This window comes from Sorangium sp. So ce296 (assembly GCF_051529605.1).
GTDB classification, from domain to species: domain Bacteria; phylum Myxococcota_A; class Polyangia; order Polyangiales; family Polyangiaceae; genus Sorangium; species Sorangium cellulosum_D.
On record NZ_CP150325.1, the window covers coordinates 14536318 to 14551672 of the forward strand.

12 protein-coding genes are annotated in these 15355 nt (G+C 69.5%); 6 read left to right on the forward strand and 6 right to left on the reverse strand.

The window, feature by feature from the left end:
- The first annotated feature begins 86 nt into the window (after window positions 1-86).
- The 3 genes from WME98_RS53690 to WME98_RS53700 are packed head-to-tail and all read left to right on the forward strand — an operon-like array spanning window position 87 to window position 3144.
- Entirely contained in the window at window positions 87-1751 is a 1665-nt protein-coding gene (locus tag WME98_RS53690; RefSeq protein ID WP_437949272.1) for a cyclic peptide export ABC transporter, read from the forward strand.
- 34 nt (window positions 1752-1785) lie between these two features.
- Window positions 1786-1998 carry a hypothetical protein gene (locus WME98_RS53695; protein WP_129577236.1) on the forward strand — a complete coding sequence of 71 codons (213 nt, stop codon included), beginning with the start codon at window positions 1786-1788 and terminating at the stop codon, window positions 1996-1998.
- 24 nt (window positions 1999-2022) lie between these two features.
- On the forward strand, window positions 2023-3144 hold the full coding sequence (locus WME98_RS53700) for a prohibitin family protein (protein ID WP_437949273.1): 1122 nt from the start codon (window positions 2023-2025) through the stop codon (window positions 3142-3144).
- A gap of 12 nt (window positions 3145-3156) precedes the next feature.
- Here the strand turns inward: WME98_RS53700 and WME98_RS53705 are convergent, their stop codons facing one another.
- The 6 genes from WME98_RS53705 to WME98_RS53730 all read right to left on the reverse strand — a co-directional run bounded on the left by WME98_RS53705 (window position 3157) and on the right by WME98_RS53730 (window position 11353).
- Window positions 3157-4707 carry a hypothetical protein gene (locus WME98_RS53705; RefSeq protein WP_437949274.1) on the reverse strand — a complete coding sequence of 517 codons (1551 nt, stop codon included), beginning with the start codon at window positions 4705-4707 and terminating at the stop codon, window positions 3157-3159.
- 228 nt (window positions 4708-4935) lie between these two features.
- Window positions 4936-5544 (reverse strand): YcjF family protein, encoded by a 609-nt coding sequence (locus WME98_RS53710; protein ID WP_437949275.1) that lies wholly within the window; start codon window positions 5542-5544, stop codon window positions 4936-4938.
- Window positions 5545-6200: 656 nt separating this feature from the next.
- Entirely contained in the window at window positions 6201-6764 is a 564-nt protein-coding gene (locus tag WME98_RS53715; RefSeq protein WP_437949276.1) for a hypothetical protein, read from the reverse strand.
- 217 nt (window positions 6765-6981) lie between these two features.
- The gene (locus tag WME98_RS53720) at window positions 6982-7194 is read right to left on the reverse strand and encodes a hypothetical protein (RefSeq protein ID WP_437949277.1); all 213 of its coding nucleotides are present in this window, start codon (window positions 7192-7194) and stop codon (window positions 6982-6984) included.
- A 42-nt stretch (window positions 7195-7236) separates the two neighbouring features.
- Complete coding sequence (locus tag WME98_RS53725; RefSeq protein WP_437949278.1) at window positions 7237-8880, reverse strand: helix-turn-helix domain-containing protein; 1644 nt, start codon at window positions 8878-8880, stop codon at window positions 7237-7239.
- A gap of 127 nt (window positions 8881-9007) precedes the next feature.
- Window positions 9008-11353, reverse strand: a complete 2346-nt coding sequence (locus WME98_RS53730) for an SUMF1/EgtB/PvdO family nonheme iron enzyme (RefSeq protein ID WP_437949279.1) — start codon at window positions 11351-11353, stop codon at window positions 9008-9010.
- A 127-nt stretch (window positions 11354-11480) separates the two neighbouring features.
- Between WME98_RS53730 and WME98_RS53735 the strand changes: the two genes are divergently transcribed.
- The 3 genes from WME98_RS53735 to WME98_RS53745 all read left to right on the forward strand — a co-directional run bounded on the left by WME98_RS53735 (window position 11481) and on the right by WME98_RS53745 (window position 15326).
- Window positions 11481-12479 (forward strand): FHA domain-containing protein, encoded by a 999-nt coding sequence (locus WME98_RS53735; protein WP_437949280.1) that lies wholly within the window; start codon window positions 11481-11483, stop codon window positions 12477-12479.
- Window positions 12480-12812: 333 nt separating this feature from the next.
- A complete protein-coding gene (locus WME98_RS53740) occupies window positions 12813-14030 on the forward strand; it encodes a thioester reductase domain-containing protein (RefSeq protein WP_437949281.1) in 1218 nt (405 codons plus the stop codon).
- A 15-nt stretch (window positions 14031-14045) separates the two neighbouring features.
- The gene (locus tag WME98_RS53745; protein ID WP_437949282.1) at window positions 14046-15326 is read left to right on the forward strand and encodes an MFS transporter; all 1281 of its coding nucleotides are present in this window, start codon (window positions 14046-14048) and stop codon (window positions 15324-15326) included.
- Window positions 15327-15355 lie beyond the last annotated feature (29 nt).

The following is a 15355-nucleotide window of genomic DNA, read 5'->3' on the forward strand; positions in this document are numbered from 1 at the left end:
CATGGCGCCGTCCGGGGTTTCATGGGCGCCGGGGGGGCATCTCGCGTGTCGCCGCTGCCCCCTGTACAACCAGCGCTTCCACCGCCATGACGCTCGTCGACCTGATCACCAGCGAAGCCGCAACCGAACGCAGAGGCCTCCTCGCCGCTGCGAGCTTGGCGGGCGTCGCGAACGCGCTCGTCATCCTCCTCGTCAACGTGATTGTGCAGGCGAACGACAGCAGCGACATGCGCTCGTTCGCCATGTACGTGCTGGCGATCGTGCTGTTCGTCCTCGGCGCTCGGCACACCTGCCACCGGACGGTACACATCATCGAGTCCGGGCTCCACCGCATCAAGGCCAGGGTCGTGGACAAGATCGAGCGGGCGGAGCTCCAGGGGATCGAGCGCCTCGGGACCGCGGAGATCTACGACCGGATCACCGAGAACGTGTCCGTCGTCTCCGACGCGGCCGCGCCGATCGCGCTCTGCTTGCAGTCGCTGTGCATCCTCGCGTTCGCGACCCTGTACATCGCCTGGCTCTCCCCCACGGCCTTCATGGTCATCGCCGCGCTGACGGCGGTCGGCGTGAGCATTTATCTCTCCAACAAGAAAGAGATCAAGCGGTGCCTCCGGGATGCGGCGCGGACGCGGGTCGCCTTCTTCGACCTGATCATGGACCTGCTCGACGGCTTCAAGGAGGCGAAGTTCAGCCGCCGGCGCAGCCGCGAGATCGCCGAGGACATCGTGCAGACGTCCGACTCCCTGCGCGTGATCACGGCCAGGGCGAACATCCTCTTCGGAGAAAACACCATCTTCGCGTCCTGCCTCCTCTTCACGGTGCTGGGCGGGATCATCTTCATCCTCCCGCGATACAGGGTCATCGACGCGGCGCTGCTCAGCCAGCTCGTCGCGGGCGTCATCTTCGTGTGGGGGCCGCTCGGGATGCTGCTCAACACCTCCCAGGCCTATATCCGCTCCAACGTGGCCCTCGCGCAGATCATGGTCCTGGAGGAGAAGCTCGACGCGGCCACGCGCGAGGGTGCGGCCCTGTCAGACGCCGTGGATCCGTGGAAGGGGCGCTTCACGGCCATCGAGGCGATGAACGTCGAGTATCACTACGCCTCGGAGCCAGGCGGCGGCGGGTTCCACGTCGGCCCGGTGAGCCTGACCGTCGCCGCGGGGGAAATCGTGTTCATCGTGGGCGGAAACGGGAGCGGTAAGTCGACCTTCCTCAAGGTCCTCACCGGCCTCTACCCGCCGAGCGCCGGCGCCCTGCGCGTCGATGGCGTGCTCGTCCAGCCGGGCAACGTGGCGCCGTACCGCGAGATGATCTCGGCGATCTTCTCGGATTTCCACCTCTTCAGCAAGCTGTACGGGCTGGTCGGCGTCGACGAGGCTTCGGTGCACCGCTTGCTCGGGCAGATGCAGCTCGACGGCAAGACGTCGTTCGCGCAGCAGCGCTTCACGCGGCGCGATCTGTCGACCGGCCAGCGCAAGCGCCTCGCCATGATCGTGGCGCTCCTCGAGGATCGGCCCATCTGTGTGTTCGACGAGTGGGCCGCGGATCAGGATCCGGAGTTCCGCAAGTACTTCTACGAGGAGCTGATCCCGGCGCTGAAACGGCAGGGCAAGACGGTCATCGCGGTGAGCCACGACGATCGGTATTTCCGTTGCGCGGATCGCGTGGTGACGATGGAGACCGGGAAGATCCTGGCCATCGAGCGGACAGCGAAAGACTCCATGAGGACGGACGCCGGGCCGTCCGCATGAACACGGGATACTCCTTCCAGCACACGGGCTCTCCATGCATCTCGCACCGTTCTTCGTCATCGGGCTCCCGGTCCTCACCTTGATCGCCATCGGCCTCCTCGGCAGCACGCGGCGCATCCGGTGGTGGGGAGCGATCCTCGTCTCCCTCGTACTGACGCCCGTGGGAGGGCTCATCGCGGCCCTCCTCTCGGGCCGGAAGCGAACGAAGCGCAGGCTCCCTCCCGGCAGAGCGACCGGCAGGCCGTGACGTTGCCACCATCGAAGGCTGACCATGCCCAACAACGTGCCCTTGAACGAGATCGAGGAGAAGCCCACCTGGCGCGAGCGGGTCGTGGACTGGTTCGTGGGGGTACAGACCGTCACCTACACGACGGTCGTCCTCCTCCTGCTCGTGCTCGCGTTCCTGTGGCCTCGCATCTTCATCAGCATGCCTTCCGGGCATCGCGGCGTCCTGTACCGGTACTTCGCGGGCGGCACGGTGGTGGACCCGAAGAAGATCCTCGGCGAAGGGCTGCACGTCATCGCGCCGTGGAACAGGGTGACCGAGTACGAGATCCGCCTGCAGCAGAAGACGTTGAAATTCGATGTCCTCAGCGACGAGGGATTGAATCTTGGCGTCACCGTGGTGGTGCGGTACCACCCGCGTCAGGACATGCTGGGCTACCTCCAGCGGGACATCGGGCCCGAGTATTTCGACCGCCTCATCAAGCCCGACGCCGAGGCGCATGTGCGGCGCACGTTCGGCAGCCGCCCCGCCCACGAGATTTACGCGAGCACGCGCGACTTGCTCCAGGAGCTCGGGCAGGTGCCGGCGCTCGGCCGCGTCGAGAAGACGGACGACGGCGAGACAGCGTTCCCTTACATCGTCATCGAGGAGCTGAAGCTCGTCGACATCGAGCTGCCGCAGATGGTCCAGGACGCGATCAAGGATCGCTATCGGCAGGAGCAGCTCATGCTGGAGTACAAGTACAAGCTCGAGCGTGAAGAGAAGGAAGCCGAGCGCAAGCGCACCGAGGCCGCCGGGATCCGCGATTACAACCTCATCGCGGGCAACGTCGCCCCCGACCTCCTGCGCTGGCGCGGCATCGACGCCACGCTCGAGCTCGCGCGATCGCAGAACGCGAAGGTCATCGTCCTCGGCGGAGGACAGGGAGGGATCCCGCTCATGTTGAACTTCGTGGACGACCCCATCGGCACGCCCGCTGCCGCTCCGCCGGCCCAGGAGGCGCCTGCCCCGAAGGGCAACGCCGCCCTCGCGCCGAGGGCCGGCGCCAACGCGGCGCCCGCGGCGAGGGCTGGCGGCAACGCGGCTCCCGCGCCGGCAGCCAACAGAGACACGGCGCCCGTGGCGAACAGCGACCCCACGGCGGCGGCTGGGCCGGCTGGCCCGTGACGGCGGGCGCGCTCAGTTCCTTCCGGTCGCGTCTCGCCAGGTTTCGATGATCTCGTGGATGGCCTCACCGTCCAGGCGCGGCGGCTCCTTCAGGTCCGGAGCGATCTCGACGCCGTAGCGGCGCAGGTGCAGGAAGGGATTCGCGTCCGCGTCGTACGCGCGGATCGAGACCTTCGGGTTCGCCGGGCGGAACCCGAACTCGATCGCCTTCTTTTGCATCTCCTCTCCCAGCAGGAAGTCGATCCAGCGGGTCGCGGCCTGCTTCTTGTCCGGGTCGGGTCTGATGAACACGGCCGGGTGCTGGTTCACGATGGTCGGCTGCGGATAGATGATGCGCGCGCTGCCGAGGGTGCTCGCGTGAGCGTCGATCCGCTGCAGCACAGGGAGCGTGAGGTGCTCGTAGGTCATGACGCCGTCGTAACGCGCCGGGCCCACGTTGAACATCGACTCCGTGAGCAGCCGCGCGGACTTCGGCGCTTCGTCGAGCCCCGCCTCGCATCGCCCCAACGCTTGCTTCAGCGGCTCCCTGCGCTGCTCGAGCGCGCGCTCGAAGGCGCCACGGAGGTGCTCGCTCCCTTCGACGCCTCCTTCGACCGAGCCTTGGAGCGGCGCCCCCTTGGTCGCCAGAGCGGCCCGCTCCTGCGGGGGCAGAGCGTAAGCATACGCCATGAGGTACAACGTCTCGAGCCCTGACGCGGCGCGCGTCGGTGAGGTATGGACGAACTTCACCCGGCCCCAGCGCTCGATCTCTCCCAGCGTCGGGAAGGGCGCCTCGTACGCCGGCTTCGCCTCGGCGGGCTTCGCCGGAGCCGCCGCACGCCGCTTCGGCGGCGGCGTCACGAGCGGGCCATACCAGTCGATCCAGCGCCCCGGCACGCGGTCTTCGAGCGCGAAGCTGGAGAGATCCGCGTCCCTCGGGACCAGCGCGCAGGGGATCTGCCACCACGGCCCCTCCTCGCTTCGCCCCGATCGCAAGATGGCGTCGAGCACCCGGTATCGATCCTCCCACACGAGCACGACCAGAGGCGACTTCACGAGGGATCTCGCGTCGCTGCCATCCAGCAGCTCGCCAGCGTCCGGGACCTCACTCGAGCGCTGCTTCCAGCGCGCAGCGAGGTACTGGACGACGATCCAGTCGGCCGGCGACCACAACGTGGGCTGGTCTTCCTTGCGCCGGTCATCCTTTTTTTTGAGGAAGGCGTCGATGATCGCATCAGCCGATTCGATGTCGCCCATGGCAGTGAGCTTGATCTGGATGTTCGGGCAGAGCCGCGCGAAGCGGTCGGCCGCGTGCTCCAGCCAGGCTCTCTTGTCGTCGCTGTAGAGCATGTTGACGACCAAGGGACGCCCATGGACGGCGATGGGCCCGCAGTCCGTGCGGACGGATGCCACGTCGACGAACTGGGGGTATTCGGGCGCGCTGCGGGCGACATCGCCGCCGCGCGACAGGTAACCCACCAGGCCGCCAAGGACGCCGAGCGCGACGACGGACCGGAGCAGCTCGCGCGCTATGCTGCCGTCCGAGCGGGCGTCGAGCTCGATCTCATCGGGGATCTTTGCCACGTCGGAGGGAGGCTATCCTCAAGGCGTCACGGCTGGCAACCATAACCCGCGATGCTCCCGGTGCCCCGCTCCTCGCCTGGCCCAAGCGCGGGGAGCGGGGCGAGGCCAGGCGACCGTGGGTGGATGCCGGCGCGCGGCCCCGAGCAGACGAGCCTTACGCCGCGCGCGCGCCGGCCGTGGGGCGGCTCTCCCCGGAGCCGGGCCGCTCGCGACCTTCGCTGGCAGAGCCTAGTGGACTCGAGACGCGGCCGCCTTGGCCTTCTCGTACTCTAGGTTGAAATGCGCGCGCATCGCGTGGGGGTCGAAGTCGAGGAGCGTGCCGCCCGACTCGAAATGCATCATGAAGATCTTGCCCATAGCATGAGTAAATGCGCCCGCGAAGACGGGCACGGAGACGGCGCCCAGGGTCGTGCCGATGACGGGGAGGAACTTGGAGATGCTGAACCCGATCGCGCTCCCCAGCCCCACGCTCCCGAGCCCGGTGAGCAGGGAGCCGACGATCTTCTTCGCGAGGGACGATGTGAAGCTCACTCCATACAGATCGGAGAGCTCCTTCAGCATCTTGACCTGGACGCCCGTGATCGAGACGATATCGAAGACGGGGATCGGCACGATGCCCGCGCCGAGCGCCCAGAGCACGTTACGGTGAATGATCGACTCCGCTTGGTTGGCACGTGCGTAGGCGTCTTTCGCGCTCGGAGTCGGCTTGGACTCGACCTTGTACTCGTGCTTGGTCTCGTACTTGCCCCCGTCGCTGGTCTCGGTCTTGATCTCCTCCTTGAACTCCTTCTTTCCGGGCTCGTTCACTTGCGTGGTGTACACGGTCTCGCTGGCCATTGTTCATCGCTCCTGGTGTGCTTGACTTGAAATCCGAAGAGGAGATGCTCCTGGTAGATGGATCGGCTCGGCGTCGCCCTGGCCGGCGGCCGCGAGGCGCAGGCGCTCGACGGCAGGCGTTCCGCCGAGCGCTGCTGCTGGCTCGCTGTAGGCCGCCGGCGCGCGGACGTAGCGCGCTTCAGCGGCGACGCTGCAGCGCCCAGCGCGAGCCGCGTTCGACCGCCGAGAAGGTCGGCCGCGCCGCTCGTGGACCCCTCGTCATTGCTCAGCTCGACGATGATCATGGCCGTCGTTCGTGTGAAGGGCGCCTCCGGCCCCCTGCGGACACCGTGCGGGACAGTATTCCTGGACATCACCAGCGGATCAACAAAGAATCGATCTTCGATGGCGTCGGCTCGCATCGGCCGAGGCCCGCCCGGGGTACTCCGGTCAGGTTGCGCGCGGCCATCTCCGGCGTGCCCTGCGCTCCGGCCGCAACAGCACGCCCCCGCCGTGTGCCGAGCCTGCCATGGGGTCGAGGCGTGTAAGGACGGCGGTGCTGACGCTGCAGGCCCAGCCAATGTGACGAAACCGCGTCGGGGAAAGCCCAACATGCCATCAGGATATCCATATACGACCGGTGTGTTCCGTCCGCGATCCGGACAGCGGCCTGAGCGTCACGCGTTGGTCGAAGGATGCTCCTTCGCGAGCTGGGTGACGGCGAACGCGGCCTGAGTTATGCTCAGGGGGAACGTCTCGACGAGGTCGGCCACCGCGACACCATCGTGGAGACGCATGACGTAGCTGCGCCGCACCGCGCGGGCCGCGGGCGGCAGACCGTCGAAGAGGGAGCAGAGCTCGCCGAGGCTCTGGTCGGTCCCGCGCAGGTCGGTGCGCGTGATGCGGACCTGCGCGTCGTGAAGGAGCCGCCCGAACGGGACCTCGGAGACGAGCAATCCCTTGCTGACCACGAGCGGCAGCCGGCGCACGGCGATGCTGGCCGTGGCGTGCAGGAACGATCGGCCCGACGCCGCGCCGCGCAGCAAGACCGATCGGCGGAGGACCTCCTCGCCGGCAGACCAGAGCCCGCGTTCAACCGTCACGTCGCTGCGCTCGGCCGCGGTGAGCACCTGACGCAACACCTGGGCTCGGATCGACTCGCCGGCGAGCCGCTCGAGGAGCGCAGTAACGTTCAGGACGGTTGGGTCGGATGCGTCAGGCCAGAGGAGACGGATCGACATGCTGGCAACCTTGCGGAGCAGAAAGGGGGGCCGGCGGGCGCCCTGCCTGGGTGGGTCGTCGAGAGGAGGAGGACAACGTACCCTGAGTCAGAAGCGGCGCGAGGGTATACCGAGCTCACCGGGGGCCGGACGCAGGCAGCGGACGAATTGAAAAATCCACGTCGCAGGGGCAGGTCGCGAGAGACTCGCCATCCGGGGCTGTTCACGCAGCTCATGGTCAGAGCAAGACCGCGCAGCAACGGCGCACGTCATGATTCAGCGGCGCATCGCTGAGGTTGGCGTTCAAAGCAGCGGCGAACGTATACCAGGACACTTTCCGTTTCAAGCCTGCTGAGCCGCACGCGGCAAGCAGGTTGCTACCGTCGGCGCGATCTGCAGGCGGCGTGCAGCCGCGGCCACCGCGCCGCTCTCCGATATCGATGGCCTCCACGCCTGGCGGGCCTGCGAGACGCCGCGGCGCGAGCTCGGGTCCTCAAGGCGTCTTGCCGTCGTTTCTGCCGGAGGGCGCTGCCTGGCGGCGGTAGACGCGCGGGCTCACCCCGACGAGCCGCCGGAACAGCTTCTCGAAATGGCTCAGATCAGCGAAGCCCACGGTGATCGCCACGTCGGTGATCCGCTGCCGGCTGGTCTCGAGCAGCTGCTTCGCCCGCTGGATGCGGACCTGCCCCAGGAAGGGCTTGAAGCTCGTCCCGAGCGAGCTCTTGAAGAGGTACGTCAGGTGCGAGGCGCTGACGCGGGCGTGGCGCGCGAGCTGCGAAAGCGAGATCGGCTCGGCGTAGTGCTCGCTCAGGTAGACCAGCGCCCGCCCGAGCCCGTCGTGCAGCGCGGGTAGCTCCGAGAAATCCCCGGCCAGGACCATGCGCGTCCACCGCGACGCGATCTCCTTCGACGGCGACTGGAGCTGCGGCGCCGCGCTCCGCCCGCCGGGCGCCCCGGCGGCGTGGGCCGGCGCGGGCGCGATCCACGGCGTGTGCTCGAGGATGTCCGCGCGGCGGATCGGCTCGGCGCCCGTCATCACGGCGAGGCGCACGACCACGCGCTCGAGCTCCACGATGTTCTCGGGCCAGGCGTACTCCTGGCAGACGTCGATGAGCTCCTCCGTGCTCTTCCGGTCCCACGGGTGGCCGTAGCGGTGGAGCACCCAGGCTATGAGCGGCTTGATGTCCTCCCGCCGAGCGCTCAGCGGCGGCAAGGTGACCGACAGGAAGTCGAGCTTCATGAGCAGCGACCTCGAGAACTGCCCCTCCCTGGCGAGGCGGTGCAGGTCGCTCGTGGATGAGCCGATGATCCGCGGCGGCGCGCGACCCTCGTCGGCGCGCCCCCGGATGCCCTGCCCCGCGCGCAGGAGCTCGAGGAGCCCGGACTGCGCCGGCGGCGGGAGCTCATCGAGCCCGTCGATGAAGAGCGTGCCGCCGCGCGCCTGTTCGAACGAGCGCGACAGCTGCGCGAGCGCGTCGCCCTGGAGCTGACCCGGGTCGTGGACCACGGCGAAGGGGCCGTCGCGATCGGGTCCCAGGCTGTGGATCGAGGCGGCGATGAGCTCCTTCTCGGTGCCGAACTCGCCATGGATCAGCACAGGCAGCGGGCTCGCGGCCACCCGCTCGATGAACGTATCCACCGCGCGGATCGCGGCGCTCGCGCCGATGAGCACCATCGGCTGGCCGAGGCGCTCCTCGGCCCACCGCTGGACGTCGTAGCGCTTGACGAGCGGCGCCAAGCCGCGGCTCAACGCCTGGCAGAGCGCCGCGACCTCCGCCTCCCGGCCGGGATCTGCGCCGAACGAGAGCCGGAGCTCGCCGACGGACGCCCCGCCATACACGAGCCGCTCCTCGATCGAGGCCGCCTGCGCCGCCGGCGCCACGCCGGGTGGGGGCGTCGCGCCGAGCGCGTCCGTCCAGGCCAGGTGGAGCTCGCGGCCGCTGCGTATGAACGCGAGGGCGCCGTGGCCGCGCACCCAGAGCGCCCCCTCGAGCGCTCCGGTGCTCTCGGCGAGCGAGCGCATGACGCTCTCGAGGAGGCGCGGGAGCGCTGGAAAGGGCTGGTAGGCAGCGCGGAGCAACGCCTCCGCGACCTCGTTCACGCTGGAGAGGGTGACGCCGGAAGAACGAGCGGCCATGTCGAGCCTCGTGCCCGGGACGCGACGGTGAAACGTGACGCTCGAGCCTGCCGCGCCGGGACGCCGGCCATCTCGGCCCGCCGCGCGCGCGCCGCCATGACACGTTATTTCTCTCTATTTCACGACCTCACGGCGGGCAGGCGCGCACGACCCGCACCCCGGTCGTGCGGCGGCGCTGCCCGCCCGGAACGCCGGCGCGCGCCGCCGAGCGGCTCCTGTCGAGCGCGCCGAGCCAGGCGCCGCCCCGCACGGCGCGCCGTGCGCCGAGCTCGTCGATGTCGGCCGCGAGCCGCCCGCCGTCGAGCCGCGGCCCCTCGCGCGTCCAGCGGTCGCGGCACCAGTCCCGCGAGTTGCCCCCGAGCCCCCGCACCCCATACGGGCTCTCGTCCAGCGGGATCTCGTGCACGCTCGCGATCGAGGGGAGGCCGTCGTCGCCGTCGCGCGTCCGCACGAACTGGACGTCGAGGTGGTTGCCGAACGGATAGATGCGTCCGTCGGCGCCGCGCGCGGCTCTCTCTCGCTCCAGCTCGCTCGGGAGCCGCCACGGCTTGCCCTCCCGGGCCGCGAGCCAGCGCGCGTAAGCGCTCGCCGCGCGCCAGCCGATCAGCGTGACCGGCGCGTCCGGCAGGTGCGCGCGCCCCAGGTCGTTGGGGGTGAGGACGAAGCGCCCGCTGCGGTCGCGGCCGAACGCGAACCGCCGTCCGGAGCCGCCCGCGACGCCGGCTCGCTCCCGCGGGCAGGCCGAGAGGGCCTCTCGCTCGCGGCCCGCGGCGACGAGATCATTCAGGAACTCGAGGTACTCGCGGTTCGTGACCGGGAATCGCCGGATCACGAACGCATCGAACCAGATGCGGCGCGCCGGCAGGCCGTACGGGGCCTTCGGATCGCCGCCCGTCCAGCAATAGCCCGCGGGCACATACACGTCGTCCGCGCCGAGCTCGCCCTCCTCGGGCAGCCAGATCGGGCGGGGATCGCGCTCGCCCGGCGCGACGCCGTCCCAGTGGCCATCTCGCTCGATCAGCGCGGGATACAGCACCTCGGCGCGCCCGGGCGCGCGCAGGCGGAGGCGATAGCTGCCGCGGGGCAGCTTCACGGAGCGGAGCGGCGTCAGCCCGAGCTCGCCCACGGTCTCGGGGATGAGCCGCCGGTCCCGCTCCACGTAGCGCTCCAGGAGGACCGTGGCCCCCGGCGGCTCGGTCACCAGCGACAGCTCCCCCCCGGCGCTCAGGAGAGCGGCGTGCTTGCCCCGGTCGTGCGCGCGGAGGAGGGCCTCGAGGCGCAGCACGTCGGCCCTGCGGCGCGCGCGTTCGGCCTCGACCAGGCGCGCTTCGTAGTAATCGGCGAGCGCGGCGTGCGCGTCGGGCAGCTCCGGATCGATACAGAGGGCGCCGTGCATCCGTGTGAGCCACTCGGCCTCACGCACCGCCGCCTCGGCGGAGAGCGCCTCGGCTTCGTCCTGGCGCGCCCAGCCGCGCTGCTTGCGGTCCAGCGGGTCGCGTGGCCGCGCGGCCGCGAGCAGCGCGTCCGCCTCGGCCTTCGCGCGCGCGGCCTGCTCGCGGCTCGCCGCGACGTCCGGCAGGAGCGCCTGCGCTCTCCTCACCACCCTGAGCGCCTGCTCCCGCCGGAAGGCACGGTCGATCCATGAGCGTACCTCCTCGGCGACAGCGGAGGCGTCCGGGTAGCGCGCCGCGATCTCCCGGGCCATCGCCCGTGAACAGATGGCCACGAGCTCCGCGGGCGGCTGCGGTCCGCCGCGCGCGGCCTCGGCGACCGCCGGCGGCGGGCCCGCGAGGATCTGCCGGAACGGCAGGAGTCCTGATGTCCTGTAGGGCGGCTGGCCCGAGAGCAGGTGATAGAGAACGGCGCCGAGCGCGTAGACATCGCTCTGCGGGCTGTGGAGCCGCTGCTGCCCAGCCGCCTGCTCAGGCGGCATGTACGCGGGCGTCCCCAGCACGTCGCCTTCGCACGTCAGCCCGGGATCGGCAGCGCGCCCGTGGAGCCCCGCGGCCCCGCCGCCTGGCCCCCTGTCCTCGGCGACGCGGCGCGCGAGCCCCCAGTCCATCACCAGCACCTCGCCGAGCTCACCCATCATCAGGTTCTCTGGCTTGAGATCCCGGTGCACGATCCCCTGCCGGTGCGCGTAGCCCACCGCCTCTGCGACGCGGGCGAAGGCGGTGACGGCGTGCTGGAACGTCCAGCCCGATGGGCTCGGCCGGAAGCCTTCAGGCGACTTGGCGGCGTGGAGCTCCGCGAGCGCTACCTGGAACGTGCGACCCCGCACCTCCTGCATCGTGAACCAGAGTCGCCCGTCCGCGAGCTCCCCGCGGTCATAGACGGCGACGATAGCCGGATGCTGGAGGCCTGCCGTGATCTCCGCTTCATTGAGGAAGCGCGCGCGTACCCGCGGATGGTCCGCGTACTCACGCCGGAGCAATTTGATGGCGACCATCCGCCGAAAAAGGTGATCGCGCACGCGCCTCACCTCACCGAAGGCTCCTGAGGCGATGGGGCCGACGTCCTCGTAGCGAGCGGGTAGAGCGACTGTGCTGTCACGCGCGAGCGCCGCCTCGCCAGAGCCGAGGTAGGTTGAAGTAGCGCTCATGTTCATCGGAAAGAATCTTGATGGGCTTGATAGGATCTATTTTTGTTCCGTGGTGCTTGACGACCGTGGTATCGTGCCCAGGCTTCACGTGGGCATAATCAAGGAACTACAGACCGAGCGGCGATTCACCCTCGGGCCTCGATGTCTCGTTGGACGGCACCCCGCGTGCGATCTGCGCCTTGATGACCCTCGAGTCTCCGGAGAGCACGCCATCTTGCGCTGGCTCGATGGATGTTGGGAGCTGCGCGATCTCAACAGCCGCAATGGCACCTTCATCGACGGGCGGCGGCTCAAGCCGGGAGAGCGGGTCGCGATGGCGACGGGCGAGGTCGTCGCGATCGGCAGCGCCGCCACCGGATTCGCCCTCATGGACGGAGGCGGCCCGATGCCGGGCGCGCGCCGCCCATCCTCCGGCGCGCATCGCAGCGCGGCCGATCACGTGCTCGTGCTTCCGTGCGAGGAGCGTCCCATCGTGACTGTGTACGAGGACTGCGCCGGGCGCTGGGTGGCGGAGCGCGAGGAGCGGATCGATGTCGTCCAGGACCACGATATCATCGTTGTCGATGGGGAGCCGTGGGTGCTCGAGCTACCCACGGGGCTCCGGGCGACCTGGGAGGCGTCGGCTGGCCTGACGCTCGAGCTCGTGGGGCTGCGCCTGGCCGCGAGCCGCGACGAGGAGCACGTCGAGGTCACCGTTGTGCACGACGGTGGTACGTTTCAGCTGTCGCCCCGGAGCTACCATTATCTGCTCCTTGTCCTCGCTCGCCTCTTCCTCGAGGACACGCAGGCGTCGCCTGCGGAGCGAGGCTGGGTGAGCCGAGACGCCCTGTGCCAGATGCTGGCCATCGAGCCGCTCAAGCTCAACCTGGACGTCTGCCGGCTTCGCAAGCAGTTCGGCGAGGCTGGCGTGCGCGGGGCTGCGGGGATCGTGGCGCGTCGGCCAGTGACAGGGCAGCTCCGGATTGGGGTCTCGCGGGTCGAGGTGGCCTCGCTCTGAACCGCGCGCGCCTGCTGACCCGGAGGCCATATCGGCGTCAGCCGACGCGGCTCGTGGCGCCGCGACCTGCCCTCCAGCTGCGCGCCCCCTTCCGAGGCCGAGCGCCGGAGCGCGCGCGGGGCGGGCGCGCTCCGCCGGCGCTCGCCGGATCGCCTTCCCGGCGCTGGCCTGGCGTGCCGGACGGGCTGGATGTCCCTCCACAAGCTCCTGGATTCCGATTGACGTCCGCCTGCTTCCCTTGATAAGTCCATGACGCGGCGCCCCGATCCGCGGGGAGTACCAGGTCCTAAGGGCGAGCGTTCTCTACGGTTGGGCGATGGGTGGTCCCTCCACATGATGCGCGAGGTCTCCACGGCGAGCGCGGTCGACTGGCAAGCGGAAACCGTGCTGGACTCGACCATCGGCTTTCAACGGCCTCCCTCGGCGCAGGCGACCGAGCCACAGCGCATCTTTCTCACCGGGGCGACTGGCTTTCTCGGCGCGTATCTGCTCGACGAGCTCCTGCGCACCAGCAAGGCAGACATCTACTGTCTCGTCCGCGAGGATGAACGCGCACGAGCGGCGCAGAGGCTCCGGACGCACCTCGAGCGGCTCGGCCTCTGGGACGGATCGCGCGAGGGCCGAATCATCCCGATCGCCGGAGACCTGGCCATGCCCCTCCTGGGCCTCTCGCGATCGCGGTTCGACGCCCTCGCCGAGCAGCTAGACGTGATTTATCACAACGGGGGACACGTCAATTTCTTCCTCCCTTATGCGGCGCTGAAAGCGGCGAACGTCCTGGGCACACAGGAGATACTCAGGCTGGCGGCGTACGGCCAGACCAAACCTGTGCATTACACCTCCTCGATGGCCGTCTTCTTCGGCCGGACCCACATCGACGCTGGCCGGGTGAGCGAGCTGGATACGCCCGTCCTCGATCCCGGGCTCAAGAGCGGGTACGTCCGGAGCAAATGGGTCGCAGAGCAGCTGGTGCTGACGGCCAGAGAGCGAGGCTTGCCCGCGGCCATCTACCGCACGATCCGCATCACCGGGCATAGCCGGACGGGCGTCACGAGCAACTGGACAGACCTGCTGAACCGCCTCCTCAAAGGGTGTATTCTCCTGGGCTCGTACCCGAGCTTGACGATCGATGTGCCGATGCTCCCGGTCGATTACGTGAGCCGGGCCATGATCTGCCTGTCCAGACAGGCCCGATCGCTCGGTCGCGCCTTTCACCTGTTCCATCCGCGGCCGATCCCATGGCGCGAGCTCGTCTGCATGGTGCGCGCGTCGGGCTACCCCCTGGTCGAGCGTGGCTACGACCAGTGGCTCCTGGAGCTGAAGCGGGCGGCGGCGGCCGATCACCCGGAGAGGGAGTCTCTCGCGCAGCTCTGGCTGCTCCTCATGTCTCCCAACAGCCTGCTCGTCAAGAAGCCGCAGTACGACGCCCCCAACGCGCGGGAGGGGCTCGAAGGGACGGGCATCGTCTGCCCCCCGATCGACGAGGCCCTCGTCGCGGCGTACGTCTCGTTTCTTCGTACGGCCGGATATCTCCCGCCCCCCAGCACGTGAGGAGTGAGGTCTAGCGTGAACTCTCGAGGCTTTCGATATGCGCTCTTGTTCGCGCTCGCGCTGACCGAGGTGCTGCCGATCGCGCTGCTGTCGCAGGCCCTCCCGGTGCTGCTGCGGCGGAGCGGGGCGACCATGCAGCAGATCGGGTTCCTGTTCCTGGCGATGCTCCCCTGGTCGCTCAAGGCGATGTGGGCGCCGCTCATCGACAGGCTCGGCGCACGCTCGACGTTCGGCCGCTACCGCGGCTGGCTGCTGTTCTCGCACCCGCTCATCTTGATCACCCTCGTGGCGGGCTCGTTCCTCGACGTCCCGGGGCTGCTTCTGCACCACCGCGCCTACGCGCTGGCGGCGCTGCTCTGGCTCACGACGGTCTGCGCCCTCGCGGACGCGGCGTCGCATGGCCTCGCGGTCAGCTTGCTCTCCGCCGATGAGCGGGGCCTCGGCAACGGCATGCAGACCGCGGGGCTCATGGCCGGGCAGCTGGTCGGCGGCGGGCTGATGGTGATCCTCGTCGGGCGGCTCGGCTGGCAGCCGGCGCTCCTCATCACCTCGGCGCTCCTCCTGCTGCCGCTCCCCGGGATAGCGCTCTACAAGGAGCGACCCGTGGATCCGTCGCGCGTCATCACGCCTCGCGAGGTGCTGGCCCTCTTCCGGCGGCCGCGCATGGGGCGGTGGCTCCTCGTGGTCGCGGCGATGCCGATCGGCGCGTCCCTGATGACTCCGGCCCTCGAGGTGATGCTCGTGGACCGTGGCCTCTCGCTCAAGGAGATCGGGCTGGCGATGGGGATCCTGTCCAGCATCGCCGGAGCCGCCGGCGGCATCCTCGGGGGGCTCGCCGTCAAGCGGCTCGGGCGGGAGCGCGCCTTCTACGCGCTCAGCGTCTTCTGCAGCCTGTGCCTCGGGCTGGTGCTCCTGAACCGCGTGGCCGTCGAGCGCCCGTTCCTGTATTTCGTGATCTCGGTGCCCGTCGTCGGCGTGATGGCGCGCGCGACGATGCTGCACGTGCTCATGATGGACAGGAGCCGCCTGCACGTCGCGAGCACGGATTTCACCATCCAGTATACCGTGCAGCACGTCAGCAGGCTGCTCTGGGCGAGCGCCGGCGCGTTCGTCGCCGGACACTTCGGCGCGACCAGCGTCTTCGTCCTGGCGCCGGTGCTCACGCTCGCCGCGATGGGCCTGGCCTCTTGGCTGCTCGATCGCGCCGACTTCGAGCCGCCCCTGTCCCTCGACGAGGGCGGACCCGCGCAGGCTCAGGGCGCCACGCCTGCCTCGCCGCTCAGGAACGTCTCCTAGCGCGCAGCGCGTCAGCTCGGGCAGCGGGC

What these genes read in the sequence shown, in the direction of transcription:
- WME98_RS53725 (WP_437949278.1), bottom strand. Translation starts at nt 8,880, where the DNA reads ATGGCCGCTCGTTCTTCCGGCGTCACCCTCTCCAGCGTGAACGAGGTC.
- WME98_RS53735 (WP_437949280.1), top strand. Translation starts at nt 11,481, where the DNA reads ATGTTCATCGGAAAGAATCTTGATGGGCTTGATAGGATCTATTTTTGT.
- WME98_RS53715 (WP_437949276.1), bottom strand. Translation starts at nt 6,764, where the DNA reads ATGTCGATCCGTCTCCTCTGGCCTGACGCATCCGACCCAACCGTCCTG.
- WME98_RS53695 (WP_129577236.1), top strand. Translation starts at nt 1,786, where the DNA reads ATGCATCTCGCACCGTTCTTCGTCATCGGGCTCCCGGTCCTCACCTTG.
- WME98_RS53690 (WP_437949272.1), top strand. Translation starts at nt 87, where the DNA reads ATGACGCTCGTCGACCTGATCACCAGCGAAGCCGCAACCGAACGCAGA.
- WME98_RS53710 (WP_437949275.1), bottom strand. Translation starts at nt 5,544, where the DNA reads ATGGCCAGCGAGACCGTGTACACCACGCAAGTGAACGAGCCCGGAAAG.
- WME98_RS53740 (WP_437949281.1), top strand. Translation starts at nt 12,813, where the DNA reads ATGATGCGCGAGGTCTCCACGGCGAGCGCGGTCGACTGGCAAGCGGAA.
- WME98_RS53700 (WP_437949273.1), top strand. Translation starts at nt 2,023, where the DNA reads ATGCCCAACAACGTGCCCTTGAACGAGATCGAGGAGAAGCCCACCTGG.